Consider the following 18899-nt stretch of genomic DNA (forward strand, 5'->3'; position numbering starts at 1 on the left):
TTTTTACATTCCCATGAATTTGGCGACGATCCCCTTCATGATCTCGTTGGTCCCGGCAAAGATGGAGGTGACACGTACGTCCCTGAACGCCCGGGCTATGGGGCACGCCTCCAGGGTGCCGAAGGGCCCGATGAGATCCAGGCAACGAAGGGCCACCCGCTTGGCCAGCTCCGTGTTCCAGTACTTGGCCATGGAGGTTTCGATGGCCACGTTCTGGCCCTCCATGTGGTCAACGATCAGCTTTTCAATAAAGGTTCGGCCCAGTTTTATCTCGGTGGCCATCTCGACCAGGGCAAACTGGGTGGCCTGGGATTTGATAAGCGCTTTGCCGTTACCCGCGGTTTTTTTGCAATAGTCGGTGGTCCAGTTGAGAATATACTCGGCCCCGTAAATCCCGCCCATGGCACAGACCAGGCGTTCCTGCTGGAGCTTCTGCATGAGCATGAGAAAGCCCATGCCGGGGTCCCCCAGTCGGTTCTCCTTGGGAATCCGACAGTTGGTGAAAAAAAGCTCCCCGGTATCCTGGCTGTTCCAGCCCATCTTCTCTAAAGGTTCTCCTTTCTTGAACCCCGGAACGCCCGCCTCTACCAGGTAGAGGGAGACGGCCTGGTGCTTTTTTTCGATGGACGGGTCGACGGCGGCCAGCACGACGAGGTCGCAGTTGACCGCGTTGGATATAAATGTCTTGGTGCCGTTGATGACAATTCCCTCTCCCTCCTCCACGGCCGTGGTGGTCATTGACGCCACGTCGCTTCCCGCACCGGGTTCGGTCATGGCCACGGCGGTGATGATGTCGCCGGAGATGCAGCCGGGAAGGTATTTCTTTTTTAGCGTTTCCGAGGCGAAACTCTCGATGTAGGGAACCACGATGTCGCTATGGAGGCTAACGGCCAGGCCCGTATGGTTGGTCAGTGCCATCTCTTCGGCAACGATGACCGCGTACAAAAAGTCGCCGCCCAGGCCGCCGTATCCTGGCGGGAGGCAGGGGCATAGAAAGCCCGCCCTGCCCATTTTCTGCCATATCTTTTTGGGTACCCGGTGGTTCTTTTCGAATCGGTCGACGTGGGGAACCACCTCTTTTGCAAGAAAGTCGCGCAGCCGCCGCCTGAAATCCCGATGTTTCTCGCTGTATTTCAATATGTCCATTTTGATTTCCTCTATTATGGGTTGTCGCCTCCCGCGGGTCTATCTTTTAATCTTTCCGATCACGGCGCCGGCGACGATGTTCTTCTGTTCCCCCTTATTGTTTTCGAAGATTTCCAGCGTCTTGGCATCCCGGTAAAAGTGTTCGATTTCATACTCGGCCATGTAGCCATACCCCCCCAGGAGCTGGATGGCCTCGTCGGCAACCTCCACCGCGACCTGTGAGGCGTAGAGTTTGGCCATTGCGGAGCCTTCGGCATTCAGCTTTCCCTGATCGCTCTGCCAGGCCGTCTCATAGGTGATGAGTCGGGCCAGCTTGACTTTGAGGGCCATGTCGGCCAGTTTGTGGCGGGTGATCTCGAACTGGACCAGTTTGCGGTTGAACTGCTCGCGCTGTTTCACGTAGTCGAACGCCCGGTCGAAGGCCCCCTGGGCCGTGCCCACGGCCATGGCCGCGGCCAGCACCCGGCTCTCGTCAAAAAATTTCCCTGCCTGCAAAAGCCCTTTCCCCGCTTTGCCGACAAGGTTGTCGGCCGGAATCCGCACCCCTTCGAGCCTGAGCTGCCAGGCGCCGATCATCCGGCTGCCGAGCTTTTCCCCCAGGGTTTCCATGGAGAGCCCCTCCCGATGCGCTTCAACCAGAAACATGCTGATCCCATTATCGGGGGGCGCGTGCGGGTCGGTCCTGGCCAGCAGGATGAAAAAGTCCGCCTGGTCCCCATGCAGTACATAGGTTTTTTGACCGTTCAGAACCCACGCGTTCCCGTCTTTGTCGGCGGTGGTTTCAAGATTCGAGAGGGCGAATCCGTTTCCGGGCTCGTAGAAGGCGATGGCAGAAAGCATCTCACCCTCGGCCACCGGCGGCAGGAATTTTTTCTTCAGATTGTTTTGGCCGCAACGCAGCAGGCATTCCGCCCCGTACCCGGCCAGCATGAGGGCCGCGCCAAGTCCCGAATCCTTGCGGCAGAGTTCTTCGGCCAGCAGGGCGTTTTCCAGTTGCCCCAAACCGCCACCGGAAAAGGCTTCGTCGTAGTGGATACCGATAAATCCCAGCTGCGCCGCTTTTTCCCAGATTTTCCGGGGAAACGCCCCCTTTCTGTCCAGTTCCAGGACCAAGTCCTTGTCGAACTCGCCCCTGGCAAAGTCCCTGGCCGCTTTCTGAATCTCCACCTGCGATCTGTCGAGTCTGAAATTCATATCTTTCTCCGTCCCATAAGGCGTGATGGATCGTTTCTGTCCCCGCCAATTTCAGTTTGATGTCTTCGCGCAGCTCCTTTTTGATGACTTTCCCCACCGGGTTTCTGGGGATGGACGCTACGATTTCGAGCCGTTCCGGGTGCTTGCATCTGGCCACTCCTTTTTCTTCCAGGAGCGCGATGAGATCTTCCAGGACAAGGCTTTCCCCGGCTTGCGGAACCACGTAGGCGCACATGCGTTCACCCAACTTCTCATCGGGCATGCCCACCACCACCGCCTCGAGGACCTTGTTGTGGGAGAAAAGGTAGTTTTCCACCTCCTGGGCGCTGATGTTGTAGCCACCCGGATGATGATGTCCTTGCTCCGTTCGTAAAAGGAGATGCAGTTCCCCTCACGGATCCGGAAAAGATCGCCGCTCCTGAAAAAGCCGTCGGGGTAAAGCTCTTCGCGGTCATCTCCGGGTGGGCCATGATGGCGTTCTCCAGATCGATGGAGGAGATCCACTCACCGCCGCTCTTGATGAGATCCTTGAACCGGTCGCTGATCTTGAGGTAACCGTTCCGATCGGCCGTGCCCGCGTCCCCGCTCTTCCAGTAGCCATCCACGAAGGACTCGGCGTTGCGCGGGTCGTTGTGGTAGGCCGCGGTGATCCAGGGGCCCCGGATCAGGAGTTCGCCGACGGTCACCCCGTCGTGGGGCACCTCTTTTCCCTTCATGTCCACCACCTTGAAGTCGAGGCCGGCCACCGGTATGCCCTGTTTCTTTTTCAGTTCCCATTTCTCTTCCTGGCTTATCCCCGCAAGCGAAGGCTTGAGGAAATTGGCCGTGACGATCGGGGCCGTCTCGGTGGCCCCGTAGGCGTGGATGATCTCTATCCCGCCCAGTTCCTGGAAGCCCTTCATGAGTGCCAGGGAAGGTTCGGTGGCCCCAGAGGCCATGCGCAGGCCTGTAAAGTCGGTTTTTTCGGGAAGCGAGCGGATATATTCAAGCATGGGCACGGTCTGCATCATCACATCGTTCATGGTCACGGAAAAGTTGGCCGCGGCCGTCATGGCGTGAAGATAAATGCAGCGGTGGGAGTAGTAGCCCCCTTTGGGATTGCCGGTGGTTCCGGACGTATAGCAGGCGCTGAAGGCCGAGGTTTCGTCGATCATGGGCCAGTCAAATTCGGCCATTTCCTTCGCCAGAAGCTGCTCGTAGTCGTGGACGGGATGAAGGTTCGTAGTGATTTGGCCCGGTTGACTGTCGGTGATGACGCCGTATCCCTCAACCCGGCCAAGCGTGTTGGCCACCGGCTCGAGAAGCGGGATCATCAACTCGGTGATGAAGATGAATCGGACCCCGCTGTGGTTGATGACGTAGGCCCGATCCACGCTGGCGATTCGTGGGTTGAACTGCACGAGCACCGCCCCGATGCCAGAGACGGCAACGTAGAGTTCATAAAACCGGTGGGTGTTCCACTCCATGACGCCCACCCGGTCGCCCGGCCCGATTCCCAGGCGCTTCAGGGCGTTGGCGAGCTTTTTCACCCGCTGGTGAGCCGCGTGGTAGGTGTAGCGGAACGGGCTGCCGTCAAAATTGCGTGAGACGATCTCCACTTCCGGATAATACTGCGCGGCGTTCTTCAAGAAGGTGATGGTGTTGAGCTGAAAATCGTCCCCTGACGTGGATTGAAATCCTTTCACGATTTCTGGCGCTATTTCTCTTTCCTTTTGGTTTGACCTGCGATTCATCCCCGCCCCTCTCCGTTGGGAGAAGGGCGGGGCGCGCATGCGGCGAACTCAGGCATCATATTTTCCAACAATGGAGATACTGCATACGTTCATCTGCGGGAAGCCGCCCAGGTTATGGGTCAGGCCGAACTTGGGGTTGTCGAGCTGGCGATCCCCGGCCCGGCCCATGAGCTGAAGGTACATCTCGTAGATCATCCGGAGGCCCGAGGCGCCGATGGGGTGGCCGAAGCACTTGAGGCCGCCGTCCACCTGGCAGGGTACCTGGCCGTCCCGGTCGAAGAAACCGTCCATGATGTCGCGGACGGCCTGGCCTCTCTCCGAAATGTGAAGATCTTCCATGGTAATCAATTCAGTGATGGAGAAGCAGTCGTGTACTTCCATCATGCTGATATCCTCCCGTGGATTGGTAATCCCGGCCTCCTTGTAGGCCTTTTTGCTGCAGGTGGTGGTGGTCATGAAGTGATCGCCGTCCCAGTCGTTGTAGGCCATCTCCTCACCGCTGCTGAGGGCCAGTTGCAGGGCTTTAACCGAAACAATATTTTTCTTTCCCAGCTTTCTGGCGATCTCCGGTGTGGTGACGATGGCACATGCCGAGCCGTCCGAGACGCCGCAGCAGTCGAAAAGGCCAAGCGGGTGGGCGATGATGGGGGCGTTCATGATCTGTTGCTCGCTAACGGCTTTGCGAAGGTGGGCCTTGGGATTTAACACGCCGTTGGCATGGCTTTTGGCAGAGATGTGTGCCATGGCGACCTTGATCTCCTGGTCCGAGACCTTGTATTTGGCCCCGTAGGCGCTGGCCAGTTGGGCAAATGAGCCGGGGGCGGTAAGATTGGGGAACCACTGCCAGGTAAGGCTGCCGGCGTTGGAGCCGGTAAAGCTCGGAAGCCCGCCGTAACCTGTGTCCTTCAGCTTTTCCACCCCCAGGGCAAGACAGATGTCGTAGGCCCCGGAGGCCACGGCGTAGACCGCACCCCGGAAAGCCTCCGTGCCGGTAGCGCAATAATTCTCCACCCGGGTAACCGGGATGAAGGGAAGTCGCAGGGTGGTCGAAAGGGGCAGCGCGCTTTTTCCGATGCTGCCCTCGTCAAAACAGGTCCCCAGCCAGGCGGCTTCGATTTCGTTCTTCTCGATGCCTGCATCCGCCAGGCACTCCTCGAAGGCTTCGACCATGAGTTCTTCGGCACCCATGTCCCAGCGTTCGCCGAACCGGGTGCATCCCATACCGATAATCGCTACTTTATCTTTAATTCCTGTTGCCATCTATTGTCTCTCCCCTTAGTCTAAGGTGAACAGTTTTTCGATCAGCTGGGATTTCATCACATCTCCTGAAATCTGAAGTTTCCCGGAGGTAAACGCCTGCATGGCCGGCAGTTTTCCGCTCATCATCGCGACGAAGTCGGCATCGCCCATCTTCAGGGTACAAGCGGGGGATTCGTGGATTCCGGCCTTGATGTCGCAGGTGTTGTCCGCGATGGCGCAGATCCAGTCGCCGCCGCCGCTCCCCGTGATGTTGAACTGGAACACCACATCCACCCCCCCGGCCTGGTCCGCCCTGAAGGCCCCGGACATCTTTTCAAAAACCGCCTGGACGTCGAGGCGGTTGCCGCCGGCGGGTTTCTCCCCTCCGGATGCGGCGGCCGGCGGTGCCATGAGTGCGCCGAGGGCGGCGTTCAGGTCCTCGCTTTCCAGTGCCCCCTTCATGGAGTTGATGGCCTCCCAGTTCCCGTGGATCTGCTCCGGCGTGGGCGGATTCCCCACTTCGCCCAGCTGGATGCTGGGGCCGGTCATGATGGCGGTCCGGTTGTAGTAGCCCATGCCCACGTTGAAGATGGCGCCGGTCTCCTCGCACGCGTCGCTGGCCAGGTAGAGCACCATGGGGGCCACGTATTCGGGTTTCATCCTGGCGAAGATGTCCGGGGGCATGATGTCCTCGGTGAGGCGGGAGGCCGCCAACGGGGCAATCGTGTTGACCTTGATGTTGTACTTCTTGCCCTCCAGTTTGAGGGCATTCATCAGACCCACCAGCCCCATCTTGGCAGCCGAGTAGTTGGTCTGGCCGAAATTGCCGTAGAGTCCGGCGGCCGAGGTGGTCATGATGATCCGGCCGAAGCCGTTCTGCTTCATTGCTTTGAAGGCGGGGCGAGTGACGTTGTAGGCCCCGTTCAGATGGACCGCGAGTACGGCATTCCAGTTGTCCGGCTCCATCTTGAGGATGCTTTTGTCGCGGAGGATCCCCGCATTGTTGACGACAATGTCCACCCGCCCGAAAGCGTCCAGGGCCGCCTTGATGATGTTCTCGCCTCCCTCGGAGGTGGCCACGTTGTCGTAGTTGGCAACGGCTTCTCCGCCAAGGGCCCGGATTTCAGCCACCACCTGGTCGGCGGGAGCCGCAGAGCCTTCGCCCGAGCCGTCCCGGGCCCCGCCCAGGTCGTTGACCACCACCCTGGCGCCCCGTCTGGCCATCTCCAGGGCGTAGACCCGGCCCAGGCCCGCACCCGCGCCGGTGATTACGGCCACCCGCCCCCCGTAGTCGATGCGGTTCATGAGTTCTGCCGCGCCCGGTACCGGCACCGCTTTCCAGAAGTAATTGACCATGCCCCGGTCCTTGTCCACGCACTTACGCTTGAAGGCCATGTGAACGGGCAGGCCCACCTTCACTTCGTCCAGTTCACAGTCGGTGAGGTCGGCCATGAAGCGTCCTCCGCCTTCGAACTGGACCATACCGTAGATAGCGGGCGGGTCCACGGAGACCGAGAGCATGTCGCCGGTAAAGGTCTTGATGATTGCCGGTGTGTCGGCGAATTCACGATCATCCTGGCTGTGGAAGGCGCCGCATTCGGGATTGACGCAGATCGCCGATTTGGGGTACTGGGCCGTGCCGCACTCCCGGCACTTGCCACCCACCAGGCCCAGGATCATTTTGTTTTTGCGCCAGAGAACGGTCATGGCCGTCTGGGTGGGGGCTTCGGCGCGGATGCCCATCTCTGTGCCGATGAGATCCCGGAACTTGAGCCACTTGGGATAGTTGTCGATGGTTTTCTTGTTTTCCAGGCTGCCCTTGAAACCGTTGCGCCGCTTAAGGTTCTCGATCTCGTCGGTCACCACGAAGTAGAGGGCGTTGCACCCCTGACCGAAACCAGCCAAGAGGATCCGGTCGCCCGGTTTGGCCTCTTCCAGGGCGGAAACCAGCATGAGGAAGGGGTGAGCCGCGCCGGTTTCCCCGCACACCTCATGCAGGTTGTCCACCAGTTTTTCCGGGCTGGCGCCCAGCCTTTTGGCGATTTTCTTGTGCTCGGCCTTGAAAAAGCAGGGAAAGACCAGCTTGTCCACATCCTGCATGGTGATGTTCAGCTTCCGCATGAGGCCGTCCACCGCCTCGGGGATGATCTTGGAGTAGCCTTCGTCGCGGACCCAGCGCTCCTCCCACATGTAGTCGAATTTCCGCTCGGCCCCGCGGTAGTGGTCCACGAAGTCGCAGGAAAGCGAATAGGCGCCCTTGTATTCGGCGATCACCTTCTCGTCGCCCACGGTGAGGGCGGCGGCGGCATCGCCAAACCAGAGTTCGTAGAAATAGGCGGTCTTGGTCTCGCGTTTGTCCGTTGCAGCCACCAGAATGTTTTTTCGCTCACCGCTCTTGACCGTATCGAGCGCGGTAATCAGGGCGGTGGTGCCCACCTTTTGGGAGGCGGTAAAATCCGAGGTGATGATGTCGTTTTTCAGGTTGAGTGCCGCCGAGACCACTCCGGCGTTCTGCCGGTCGACAAAGGGCAACGTGGTGGAAGCCAGGTAGACGGCGTCAAGAAGGCTCTTGTCAGCGTCTTTAAGACAGTCCCGGCAGGCGGCCACGGCCATGGTAATGGAATCCTCATCCCAGTTGCACATGGACCGTTCGCCCTGGGCCACAGCCATGATGGCCGGGGCGAACCAGCCCATGCCCTGGACAACCGACATCCGGTTCAGTCTCAATCGCGGGATATATGCGCCATAGGAAGTAATGCCGATCATTTTCATCTCCTTTTTTTTGCCGGGTTACATTTTGAACAGCTTCTCGATCAGCTGGGATTTCATCACGTCGCCGGTGATTTGCAGCTTGCCGGAGGTAAACGCCTGCATGGCCGGGAGGGTACCGTTCATCATGGACAGGAAATCGGCGTCGGCCATCTTGAGGGTGCACGCCGGGCTCTCGTGATTGCCGGCTTCGATGGCACAGGTCCCGTCCTTGATCACGCAGGTCCAGTCGCCACCGTCGCTGCCCGAAATGTTGTACTGGAAAACCACGTCAACGCCGACAGCGGCATCGGCCGCAAAGGCTTTGGACATGGCCGCGAACACCTCGGCCACCGACCGGATCCCGGCCGTCTCCTTGCCTTTGTCGTCCGAGGGTGTAGCGAAGGCGCCCATGATGTCGCCCACCAGGTCGTTGAGCTGGCTGTATTCTTTGCCGCCCTCCAGTGTGGTCACCTTGTCCCATTGCTTTAGAAGATCCTCAGGGGTGGGGACGGCCTGGCCGCCGAGGACGGTCCCGGGCCCGGTAACCACTGCGGCCCGGTTGAAGAAGCCCATGCCGGCGTTGTAGATGTTGCCGCTCACCGGACACCGGTCCGAGGAGAGATAGAGCACCAGGGGAGCCACGAATCCAGGGTTGGATTTTTCCATCAGCGCCGGAGGCAGGATGTCCTCGGTGAGGCGGCTGGCCGCGATGGGGGCCACCGTGTTGACCTTGATGCCGTATTTGCCGCCTTCGATCTTGAGGGTGTTCATGAACCCCACCAGCGCCATCTTGGCGGCCGAGTAATTGGTCTGGCCGAAATTGCCGTAGAGTCCGGCGGCCGATGTGGTCATGAGGATTCGCCCGTAGCCGTTTTGCTTCATCACCTTGAAGGCGGGCCGGGTGACGTTGAAGGCCCCGTGAAGGTGGACGTCCAGAACGGCCTGCCAGTTTTCGGGCTCCATCTTGAAGAAGCTCTTGTCCCTGAGGATGCCCGCGTTGTTGATGAGGATGTCAACAGTGCCGAAGGACTCCAGGGCGGTCATGATGATGTTCTCGCCTCCCTCGACGGTGGCCACGTTGTCGTAGTTGGCAACGGCTTCTCCGCCCAGTGCCGTGATCTCGTTAACCACCTTTTGGGCCGGTGTCGGGGAACCCTCTCCCGAGCCGTCCCGGGCGCCGCCAAGATCGTTGACCACTACCTTGGCACCCCGTCTGGCCAGTTCCAGTGCATAGATTCGGCCCAATCCCGCACCCGCGCCGGTGATAACGGCCACCTTGCCGTCAAACCGAATCTCATCCTTGGGGATCTCACCGTAATCGAACTCTCCATTGTCGATGACGGTATCCCCGGTTTTGGCGTTGACTACCCGCCAGGCGGCTTTTCCCTCTTCGGTTTTCCAAATCCGGGTCTCGATGGGATCCCCCGGGTATAGGGGACTGGAAAAACGGCACGCCATGCGTCGGGCCTTTTCCGGGAAGCCGGGGATCAGGGACGCGATGAGGGCGCGACAGGCGAAGCCGTGGGTGCAGAGGCCGTGCATGATCGGCTTTTCGAATCCGGATACTTTGGCAAATTCGTTGTCCACGTGGAGCTGGAACACATCCCCAGAGAGGCGGTAGAGGAGGGGCTGATCCGGTGCGGGGGCCGCGGCCACCACGAAATCGGGATCCCGGTCCGGAAAGGTGATTTCTTTTTTTGGGGCGTTCTCGCCGCCGAACCCGCCGTCCAGGCGTCCGAAAACAGTCATGACGCTGGTAAAGAGTTTCTGCCCGTTGGAGTGATAGGTGTCGCTCTCGCCCACGATGAGAGCGCCCTTGCCTTTCCCCTTGTCGTAGTAGTGGGTCACGGCGCCTTCGGTTCTGAGGGTCCCCTCGGGCGGGATGGGGTTGTGAAAAATAAGCTCCTGTTCACCGTGCAGAATGCCTGCGAGGTTAACCCCGGACTCGATGCCGACCTGTGAGAGGAAATCGAAGATGGCCGCAATGGAGAAGCTGGGGATGACCTTCAGGTCTTTTTCATAACAGTAGTCGAGGTCGGAAAAACCAGCGCCCACGCCAAGGGCGTACAGCACAGTATCCTTCCAGCTGTAGTCTTTGGTCATGGGACCAATTTTTTTGCCGATCGCATCCATGTTCAACGCCATAAGACCCTCCTTCAATAATTAGGATTTGCAGACATCCATCAATATATTCCATCAGTTGATGGATTTAAGTTTAAACCAACACGCCAGTGTCTAAAAAGACGGTCGAACGGCCGGTCCATGCCGATATGAGTCAAACCCTTGCGTAAAGGGTGCTCATGGCCGCATCACGACTCGTTTTTGGCGAAAGCCGGGATCAGAATAAATTTGAGCGTCTCCTTGACCACTTCGATATAGGCCTTCCGGTCCACGTTGAGCATGGGGCGGAAAAGGTGCTCACCCGAGGTAAAGTTCATGATAGCGTTCGAGACCGCCAGCACTCGGGCGTTGGCCTGGGGGGAGACATCCTCCTTGTTGGGCGCCAGCCCCATGGCGAGGGCGATGTTGCTGGTGTAAATGCTCATGGTGCGGTCCATGATTTCGTCGGGACGGGTTTTGCTGAAGTTGCTGAACAGGATCAGATTGGAGGCTTCCGGATAGTCGAAAAAGTAGTCGCTCATCACATCGATGGCGACCTCCAGCCGGGTCCGCATGGATTTCCCGCGAACCTTTTTCTCGACCTCAATCAGCTTCTTTCCGATCTCGTCGTTGATGTCCGTGGTCACCGCTTCGTAGAGATTCTGTTTGTCACCCCAGTGGTAGTGGAGGGTTGATATGTCGATCCCCACCTCCCGTGCCAGCATTCGCGTGGTGGCTCCGTGGAACCCGTACTCACCGAACAGTTTTCGAGCCGCACCGAGGATGCGCGCTTTCATGGAGTTTGGATCTTGACGTGCTTTTTCAAGGGATGATGACATAGGCAAACCGATTCAATCTTTTAATTCCATCATTTGATGGACATGCTCTATCCTGAAAATTCAGAGGTTGTCAAGGAAAAAAATATGGGTGACGGTCGAAGGGGCGATCCCGTTGTTTTCCAGTATGCGCTCGTCGGACAGTGCTTGACGAACGCGGCATCACGGCGTCAGCCAGCGGCCTGCTGTCAACGACCGGGCGTTTTGCCGAAGATGCCACCTAACACGCCGCGAAGGATCTGCCGACCAATCTGGCTGCCGATGGTTCGCGCGGCCTGTTTGGCCATGCTTTCCACCAAGCCCTGACGGCGTTTGGTGCCCCACAGCAAGTCGCCCAGCTGTATCGGAATGGGGTCGCACCAAATTAACACACCATAATTACAATCTTTTCCTCATTTTTAAGGCCCTTAAATCACCCTTAAACCTTATATTTTAACCCCAAAAAATCGACTTTAAAGATATTAGATCATTCAGATCTATACTCCGCCTTCCAAATCGAATGCAATCGACCTGAGTGAATAATCTTACGAATTCTCACGTCCATAACGCTCCACCGTTTCCCGCAATTCATATGCATCGCTACGGCTTTCATGCCTCCTCCGGCCGACTGCTTTGATGCCCATCTTCGCTTGCACAGTTTCGACAAATGATTGTCTCCCAATGGCAATGCTTTTGCTGTATCGCTCCTCGCGCTCGGAGACACGCCTCAATGGTTTTTGGCCCAAAATAGAGGGTCTAAGGCTATTTATGAGGCCGGTTTTGACTACTTTCTTCTATCATGGCAATTGGTTAATTTGGTGCGACCCCACCCCTCCAATCGTAGTTGCCTTTTTCCACGGCGGCCTTGAGCAGGGTGGCCACGCCACGGCCATCGGCCCCCTCGAAGGCGTCGTCACAAAGCAGCAGGCCGTTGTCGTCGCCCACGGTGACCACGGTGACGCTGCCGCCCACGTTGTCGCGGATCTGGATGGCCTCTTCCACTGCGTAGTTGTCCCATTCGTTGACCGAATACACCAGATCGTCGCGTTCGATATCGCTGCCGTCACTGTTGACCTCGATTTCGTTTTCCGCGGTATCGGGAACCCGTTTGACACATACCAGAATCTCCATGTTTTGCCTCTTATTTTCATATTAGGGGGATACCGGGCACATCCGTGTAGCCCTAAATCATGATTTTACAAATCTCAAACACGTCAGGACAATGATCCCTTGGCCAGCATTCTGCCAATGATCATACGCTGAATTTCAGATGTGCCTTCGACGATCTGCAAAAGTTTGGCCCCTTGGTAATAACGCGATACCGGATATTCCTCCATATATCCGTACCCGCCGTGGATCTGTACGGCATCAGTGGCCACTTTCTCTAACATTTCCGTAGCATACAGCTTGGCTACGGTGGCCTCAAAACTGTGCTTTTTCCCAAGATCTTTAAGCCAGGCTGCTTTTATGACCTGATTTCTAGCCAATTCGATCGATACAGCCATATCCGCCAGTTTAAATTGGATAGATTGAAAGTTGAAAATAGGCTTGCCGAACTGGTGCCGTCCCTGGGCATATTTCAAAGCCTCATTTAGACAAGCCTGAGCCACTCCTACAGCCACAGCGGCGATGCTGATCCTGCCGGTTTCAAGGACGGCTAAGTGCTGGGCAAAGCCGCGTTTGAGGTCTCCCAGCAGATTTTCTTTGGGAATCCTGCAATCGGATAATATCACTTCATGGGTCGCTGATGCATGCCAGGTGATTTTTCGATACCGTTCACCCAGTTTAAAGCCCGGCGCATCTTTGGGAACGATAAAAGTCGATATGACATCCTTTAGGTCATCTTCCTTAACCCTTGCAGCCACAAGGACCACCGAGGCATTATCAAGTCCGATATTGGTGATGAATTGCTTGGTGCCGTTTAACACCCATTCGTCCCCTTTTAACTCCGCAGTCGTGCTCAAAGAGCCCGCATCGGAGCCTGAATCCGGTTCTGTCAGGCCAAAGGCGCCGATTTTTTTTCCTTCGGCAATAGGTATCAGCCATTTCTGTTTTTGTTCTTCGGTTCCAAAGACAAAGAGTTCCTGGGCAACAACGCTAGTTGTCACGTCCAGCATGGCACCCAAAGTAATGTCAGCTTTAGATATTTCCTCGATGCACAGGTGGGTGCTCACCCAATCACCACCCATTCCGCCATACTCTTCCGGAAAAGGGATCCCCATCAATCCGAGTTCCGCCATCTTATCCATTAGATCGTAAGGGTATTCTCCGGTTCTTTCCATTTCCTCGGCCCGTGGCGCTATCTCCTTCTGAGCAAAATGGCGGACTTCATCCCGGATCATTTTTTGTTCTTTTGTGAGTTCAAAATACATATAGCGTACATTCCGCACCCCAAGCAGCAACGATTCGACTATTTTTCATCGCTTTATGGGGCTGTGAATGTGTCAGTTGTGACGCCAAGCGCTTTCAAATACTCAAGCTGAACAGCTTTCAATGGTTTTGCCAACTGTCTGTGGTTCCCGATGGAAACGACCATGATTGAAGAGAACTTGGTCGTCATCATAAAGCTGGTCGGCTTTCTGGTTTTGCGTCGCACCCAACCGGGCAACTCACAGTCATTGGTCTCGACATACTGGCGCATGGAACGCTCCATCAAACGCCAGATCAAAAGGGAGATCAGCAATACCAGGCCCAACACTTCGATCCGCTGGGCCTTTTTCAGAAAAATGCTGTTTACGATGGCCGGGTCCTTCAGGAAGCTGAAGTTCTTCTCGATGCCGATCTGGCTCTTGTAAAGGGAGAGCAGTTCCGGGGCGGACCAGTCGCCTTGTTGGTCCAAAAGATTCGTCAACAGGACAAAGCAACCGGCTTCTTCCCTGAGCGGTTGCACTTTTTGCGGGGCTTCCACAACCGTCGCCGTTACGCGATATTCGTAGCGCAAAACCTTTCGGGGCTTACCGGCCGCAGGCCGGCCGCGACCGTATTTGGGGATTTTTTCAACACCAGCTTGAAGCCGGTGGTAGCTGGACGCGGATTGACGAATCAGTTTGTCTAACGCGACCTGCGCATCGGCCTGACAATAGTACACGGTGTCCGCGAGCTTTTTGCAGTCTTTTTCAAGCTGCTTGCGGTCCTGTTTCAACATGCGATCGATGCGTTTATGACGCCGCTTGTCATGCGCGCTGGAATGCACGACGATCGCCCGGTAGGTTTTTCCGTAAAGCTCGACGGTGCCGTCATAGGCCCGATAGCGGGCAACTGAGCGATTGGGGCGGTCGCGTTCTTCGGCCAGGCGGCCGATGTCGATCCAGTCATCGGCGGCCACGGCTTCACGAATGATCCGGCCGCACTCTTTGTAGGTCGCCGGCAGGCGGGTCAGAAACCAGGTCTGACGCCTGTCGGCTTTCTTCAGATTGTCCTCGGTGACAAATGCAGAGTCGGCCACATAGACGTACGCGCCCGGTTCAAGCCCGTGTCTGGCCATGTATGCGGAGATATTGGTCAGCAGTTCGTTGTTCAAGGTCTTGTCCGAAGCGTTGCCGTCCGTCGTGGTCCCCAAAATGGGGATGTTGCGGTCGACACACAGCATCGATACCAGAAACTGTTTGAGGTCCGGTCGTTTGTCCTTGCTGTAACCATAGGTGATCTCAAACGGTGGATCAACCAGATGGTAATCGCCGAATACACTCACGGAGGTCGTATCGAAATGCAGTCGTCGCGGATCGACGGCAAAAACTGTCAATGCATTCTGCGCGATCTGAGAAAACACCTTCTGGGTACCGGTCTCGAAAATCTGATCCATGGACCGGCCCAAGTTGGTATCGCAAAAGCGTTCCGGTTCGATAGCGGTGCCCAGGAGAAGCTCCGTATCCTTTTCTTCAAAAAATTCGGTCAGACGGTAAAGCGGTGTCCGTCCCGAAAGGGTGTCGAGCACCATGCCGAATACAGCCATGCCGGGGCTCAATTCCATTTGAGAACCGACCATCCGGTCGATGGTCTCCACCAGACCGATTTTTTGTGCATAAGCCTTGACGATCGGCAGATGCCTGACCTCGGTGATGGTCAAACTTTCAGTGTCAAGCGGTGGCATGTCCCCTCCTTTGAACTGTTGTTGTCAAGATTGGGGGTAACGTACCAGCAACTAGTTGAAATGTCTAGGTATTTTTATTTTACAGTAAATACAATATGTTAAATCGCCTATGTGGTTATTTTTGAACGATAAAAAATTTCCTAAAATCGATTCTCACGGGTGCGGAATGTAAGATATAGTCACCTTTTTAAGGGGTTTATTTGTCCAGCAGAGTATACGCGCTGAATATCGAAAGCTAAGAATTCAACATTTGCATGAAATTTGAAGCGCCTGTTATTCTACTCATCAAAGCTGAACAGGGGCCTTGCCGCATCACCGGCAGAGTATCGGTCTCCGGGAAACACCTTGTGGCCGAGTCTCACCCGCCTGCCGATCAAACTCATATCGGCTTCAGCCGGATCGATGCCCACCAGGTTCCCTGCGATCCACGGGCCTTCATCAAGTTCGACCATGACGATGGTGTAAGGCGCTTCCACTTCCCGGCCCATGGGGGCAACATAGGTCGTGGTAAAGGTTACAATTCTACCGACGCCGGTCATCTCGACGACAGAAAGATCCGTTTCGGCGCACTCCTGGCAGGTCATTTTCGGCGGGCAGGTAATCGTGTCGCAACCAGCGCATCGCAGCCCCAGCAACTTATTTTTTTTCAAGGCGTTGCTATAAGTTTGAAAATCAAGTGTCTGTTCCATGTTCATCGGTCTCCGTTTGTTGTTTACTCTGATTTTAGAACCAGGTTCACGATTACACCGTCTCCGCCCAGTGTATCCACGAGTCCTACCTTGGCGCCTTCCACTTGTCTTCCCTGGTCCACCAGATCTCCTCTCAATTGGCGGACGATTTCATAGACCTGGGATGCGCCTGTGGCGCCGATGGGATGGCCTTTGGATTTCAGACCGCCGGAAATGTTGATGGGGATCTTACCACCGATGCGGGTTCCCCCATTTTCCCAAAGCTCGCCGCCCTTGCCGAAATCGGCAAAACCAAGGCTCTCCGCGGCAATAATGCTGGCGATACTGAAACAATCGTGAAGTTCACACACATCGATATCATCGGGGCCGACACCGGCCATGTCGTAGGCTTGCTTGACCGATATTTCGCGGGCCCTCAATCGCGGCAGATACTTATATTGCGAGCTGAGCTTACCAGATGAGGCCTGGCCCACACCGGCGATATAAACGGGTTTATCCGTTAGTTTTTTTGCGACTTCCTCCGAGGCCAATACCAAAGACGCCGCACCATCGGAAAAAGGACAACAGTCTAGCAACTGCAACGGCGTCGTTACCATAAAACCATTTAGTACCTTATCCACGGTGATCTCTTTTTGGAACTGGGCGTGAGGATTGCGAATACCGTATTCGTGGGATTGCACCGAAACCATCGCCATCTGCTCTTTGAGCTTCTTTAACGCAATTCCGTGCCTGGAGGCGTAAAGATGTGTGAGCATTGCGAAAAACGAAGGAAACGTGAATCCGGCCGGGTATTCGTAGCGGGCGTCGTGAAACATGGCAAAGGTCCGGGTGGCCAACGCCGTCCCCATGGCCGTGGCCTTTTCAACGCCCCCTGCTAAAACGATATCGTAGGCACCTGATGCCACCCACATATATGCGTCACGGATGGCCATGGTTGCCGAGGCGCAAGCCCCCTCAAAACGGCTGGCTGGAACATTAAAGCAACCGATGTTATCCGCAAGATAGGACTGAATCATGCCCTGCCCTTCGGAAAAGTCACCCAATACATTCCCGCAGAAAATCGCCTGAATGTCCTTGGGTTTCAAATTTGAGCGGTTGATGGCGTCCATGGACGCCTCGGACAACAGCTCAAGCTGTGTTTTGGGTGAGCCGGAAACGAATTGGGTGTGGCCTATGCCCACAACGGCAACTCTTCTCATTGTTTTTCCCCTTTGCTAATTTCAGCATAAATTTTGTAACTGGCCGATTATTGGCCGATAAATTCCGGTTTTCGCTTTTCAATAAAAGCCGCCATGCCCTCTTTCTGGTCGTGTGTGGCGAAAAGCCACTCAAAGCACCGAGCTTCGTACGCTAGCGCTGAGCGAATATCCATGTTGATGCCATCGTTGATGGCCATTTTGGTCATCTTTAGCGCGAAGGCCGGTTTTGAGGAGAATATAGCGGCCATTTCTTTGGCAGTATCTATCAAAGATGCTGTCGCTACGACCTTATTCACCAACCCAATGCGATGGGCTTCATGCGTTTCGATGGAATCACCGGTATACATTAGTTCTTTTGCTTTCCCGATCCCCATGAGTCTTGGAATCCGTTGAGTCCCTCCTCCCCCGGGGATGACACCGATATTAATTTCGGGCTGTCCGAAAACTGCGGTTTCCGAGGCAATGCGGATATCCCACGCTAGTGCCAATTCGCCCCCGCCCCCAAGCGCCAGACCGCTGATAGCGGCAATGACCGGCACGGGAAAGGATTCGATGGTAATGAACTACCCCGCAGCAGAGCTGACGGGGTATCAAAGCAACTCTAACTGCATCTGTTAGCTATTCGAAGCAAAGCTTCGGGGATTTTAACCCCAAGAGATTAAACAGCGCGTGCACCCGGATGATAAACCGATGCACCTCAACCGGCGAGGTTATCCGTCCGATTTCCTTGATGTCCGCACCGGCGGCAAAAACCTTTTCACTACCGCGGATAATAATCGCCGCAAGGGCCTCCACTCCGGCCATTTCATCAAATGCCGGTGCAACTCTTTTACCAATTCACTGTTCAGGGCATTCATTTTCTGGGGTCTGTTTAACGTAATGATCCCAATGCCCTCATCTTTTCCGCAGACAATGGTGTTAAAGTTCACCGTTTCCATTCTTTCCTTTTAAAACACTTAGCGAGCGGCCATGCGTATGGCCGAATCCAGTCTTATGGTCTCGCCGTTTAATTGCGGGTTGTCGATTATGTGCATGGCGAGCTGCGCAAATTCAGAAGATTTGCCAAGCCGTTTGGGGAAGGGAACCATTTTGATCAATGCAGTTTTGGCTTTTTCGGGAAGTCCGGCCAGCATCGGTGTTTCGAACAAGCCCGGCGCAATGGTCATCACGCGAATCCCATAGTCGGCAAACTCCCGTGCAATGGGAAGTGTCATACCGACTACGCCTGCCTTGGAAGCCGCGTAGGCCGCTTGTCCGATTTGGCCTTCAAAGGCAGCTACCGAGGCCGTATTGATCACAACACCTTTTTCACCATCGTCATTGGGCGCGTTAAAAACCATTTTTTCAGCGGCCAGCCGGATGATATTCATGGTGCCCATGAGGTTGATGTTGACGACTTTAGAAAAACTGCTTATGGACATTGGATTGCCTTTGCTGAGGACCTTGGCAGGGATGACAACGCCAGCGCAATTAACGGCGAAATGTATGCCGCCGAATCTCTCAAGGGCTTGATTAATTGCCGTTGCCACATGGTTTTCATCGGTCACATCGGCTTTACAGAACATGGTCGCCGCACCCAAATCCGAGGCGATTTGCCGTCCTCTGTTCTCATCGAAATCCAGTATGGCTACCTTGGCGCCTTCATCAACAAATCCGCGCACACACGCTTCGCCCAAACCCGAAGCGCCACCGGTAATAATCGCTACATGATCCCTTATTTTCATGTCTCGCCATCCTTTTTTATGAGCTGTTTGTTTATTCACCCCGTTTCAGCCGACGGGTCATTCCACCGTGAGAAAGTCCGTTGATTCATAACGTCTGAAGTGGTGCCGACCGTAACCATCTGCCGGTCTGTGCATCTATGGCAGCAATAGGTGTGCCACAATAATAAGCAATTAAAATCGCATAAATTATGCTTTCAATAGAATTTCAAACCTGCTACC

The 18899-nt window shown here is 55.6% G+C and carries 16 protein-coding genes and 1 pseudogene; all 17 read right to left on the bottom strand.

Features of this window, described 5'->3' with window-relative positions; translation table 11 throughout:
- Positions 1-3: 3 nt before the first annotated feature.
- On the bottom strand, positions 4-1146 hold the full coding sequence (locus DSCA_RS18430) for an acyl-CoA dehydrogenase family protein (RefSeq protein WP_155317818.1): 1143 nt from the start codon (positions 1144-1146) through the stop codon (positions 4-6).
- Positions 1147-1185: 39 nt separating this feature from the next.
- A complete protein-coding gene (locus tag DSCA_RS18435) occupies positions 1186-2340 on the bottom strand; it encodes an acyl-CoA dehydrogenase family protein (RefSeq protein ID WP_155317819.1) in 1155 nt (384 codons plus the stop codon).
- A gap of 148 nt (positions 2341-2488) precedes the next feature.
- Positions 2489-2602: pseudogene (locus DSCA_RS33285) on the bottom strand (hypothetical protein); the annotation flags it as partial.
- Positions 2592-4073, bottom strand: a complete 1482-nt coding sequence (locus tag DSCA_RS18445) for an AMP-binding protein (RefSeq protein ID WP_167527854.1) — start codon at positions 4071-4073, stop codon at positions 2592-2594. The gene DSCA_RS18445 and the pseudogene DSCA_RS33285, both read right to left, overlap by 11 nt.
- 48 nt (positions 4074-4121) lie before the next feature.
- Positions 4122-5333 carry an acetyl-CoA acetyltransferase gene (locus tag DSCA_RS18450; RefSeq protein ID WP_155317821.1) on the bottom strand — a complete coding sequence of 404 codons (1212 nt, stop codon included), beginning with the start codon at positions 5331-5333 and terminating at the stop codon, positions 4122-4124.
- 15 nt (positions 5334-5348) lie between these two features.
- The gene (locus DSCA_RS18455) at positions 5349-8078 is read right to left on the bottom strand and encodes an SDR family NAD(P)-dependent oxidoreductase (protein ID WP_155317822.1); all 2730 of its coding nucleotides are present in this window, start codon (positions 8076-8078) and stop codon (positions 5349-5351) included.
- A gap of 24 nt (positions 8079-8102) precedes the next feature.
- The gene (locus DSCA_RS18460; RefSeq protein WP_155317823.1) at positions 8103-10208 is read right to left on the bottom strand and encodes an SDR family oxidoreductase; all 2106 of its coding nucleotides are present in this window, start codon (positions 10206-10208) and stop codon (positions 8103-8105) included.
- Positions 10209-10372: 164 nt separating this feature from the next.
- On the bottom strand, positions 10373-10960 hold the full coding sequence (locus DSCA_RS18465) for a TetR/AcrR family transcriptional regulator (RefSeq protein ID WP_197904622.1): 588 nt from the start codon (positions 10958-10960) through the stop codon (positions 10373-10375).
- 227 nt (positions 10961-11187) lie between these two features.
- A complete protein-coding gene (locus DSCA_RS32970) occupies positions 11188-11370 on the bottom strand; it encodes a helicase HerA-like domain-containing protein (RefSeq protein WP_269434604.1) in 183 nt (60 codons plus the stop codon).
- A 418-nt stretch (positions 11371-11788) separates the two neighbouring features.
- Entirely contained in the window at positions 11789-12109 is a 321-nt protein-coding gene (locus tag DSCA_RS18475; protein WP_231716212.1) for a hypothetical protein, read from the bottom strand.
- 83 nt (positions 12110-12192) lie between these two features.
- The gene (locus DSCA_RS18480; RefSeq protein ID WP_155317825.1) at positions 12193-13350 is read right to left on the bottom strand and encodes an acyl-CoA dehydrogenase family protein; all 1158 of its coding nucleotides are present in this window, start codon (positions 13348-13350) and stop codon (positions 12193-12195) included.
- Positions 13351-13403: 53 nt separating this feature from the next.
- On the bottom strand, positions 13404-15068 hold the full coding sequence (locus tag DSCA_RS18485) for an IS1634 family transposase (protein WP_155315006.1): 1665 nt from the start codon (positions 15066-15068) through the stop codon (positions 13404-13406).
- A gap of 278 nt (positions 15069-15346) precedes the next feature.
- Positions 15347-15757 carry a Zn-ribbon domain-containing OB-fold protein gene (locus DSCA_RS18490; RefSeq protein ID WP_167527855.1) on the bottom strand — a complete coding sequence of 137 codons (411 nt, stop codon included), beginning with the start codon at positions 15755-15757 and terminating at the stop codon, positions 15347-15349.
- Between the two features lie 23 nt (positions 15758-15780).
- Positions 15781-16956 (bottom strand): thiolase C-terminal domain-containing protein, encoded by a 1176-nt coding sequence (locus tag DSCA_RS18495; RefSeq protein ID WP_155317827.1) that lies wholly within the window; start codon positions 16954-16956, stop codon positions 15781-15783.
- Positions 16957-17003: 47 nt separating this feature from the next.
- Positions 17004-17516 (bottom strand): enoyl-CoA hydratase-related protein, encoded by a 513-nt coding sequence (locus tag DSCA_RS18500; RefSeq protein ID WP_155317828.1) that lies wholly within the window; start codon positions 17514-17516, stop codon positions 17004-17006.
- 150 nt (positions 17517-17666) lie between these two features.
- On the bottom strand, positions 17667-17894 hold the full coding sequence (locus DSCA_RS33290; protein WP_155317829.1) for an enoyl-CoA hydratase/isomerase family protein: 228 nt from the start codon (positions 17892-17894) through the stop codon (positions 17667-17669).
- A gap of 18 nt (positions 17895-17912) precedes the next feature.
- Positions 17913-18680 carry an SDR family NAD(P)-dependent oxidoreductase gene (locus tag DSCA_RS18510; RefSeq protein ID WP_155317830.1) on the bottom strand — a complete coding sequence of 256 codons (768 nt, stop codon included), beginning with the start codon at positions 18678-18680 and terminating at the stop codon, positions 17913-17915.
- Positions 18681-18899 lie beyond the last annotated feature (219 nt).

The sequence above is a fragment of the Desulfosarcina alkanivorans genome, from assembly GCF_009688945.1.
Lineage (GTDB): Bacteria > Desulfobacterota > Desulfobacteria > Desulfobacterales > Desulfosarcinaceae > Desulfosarcina > Desulfosarcina alkanivorans.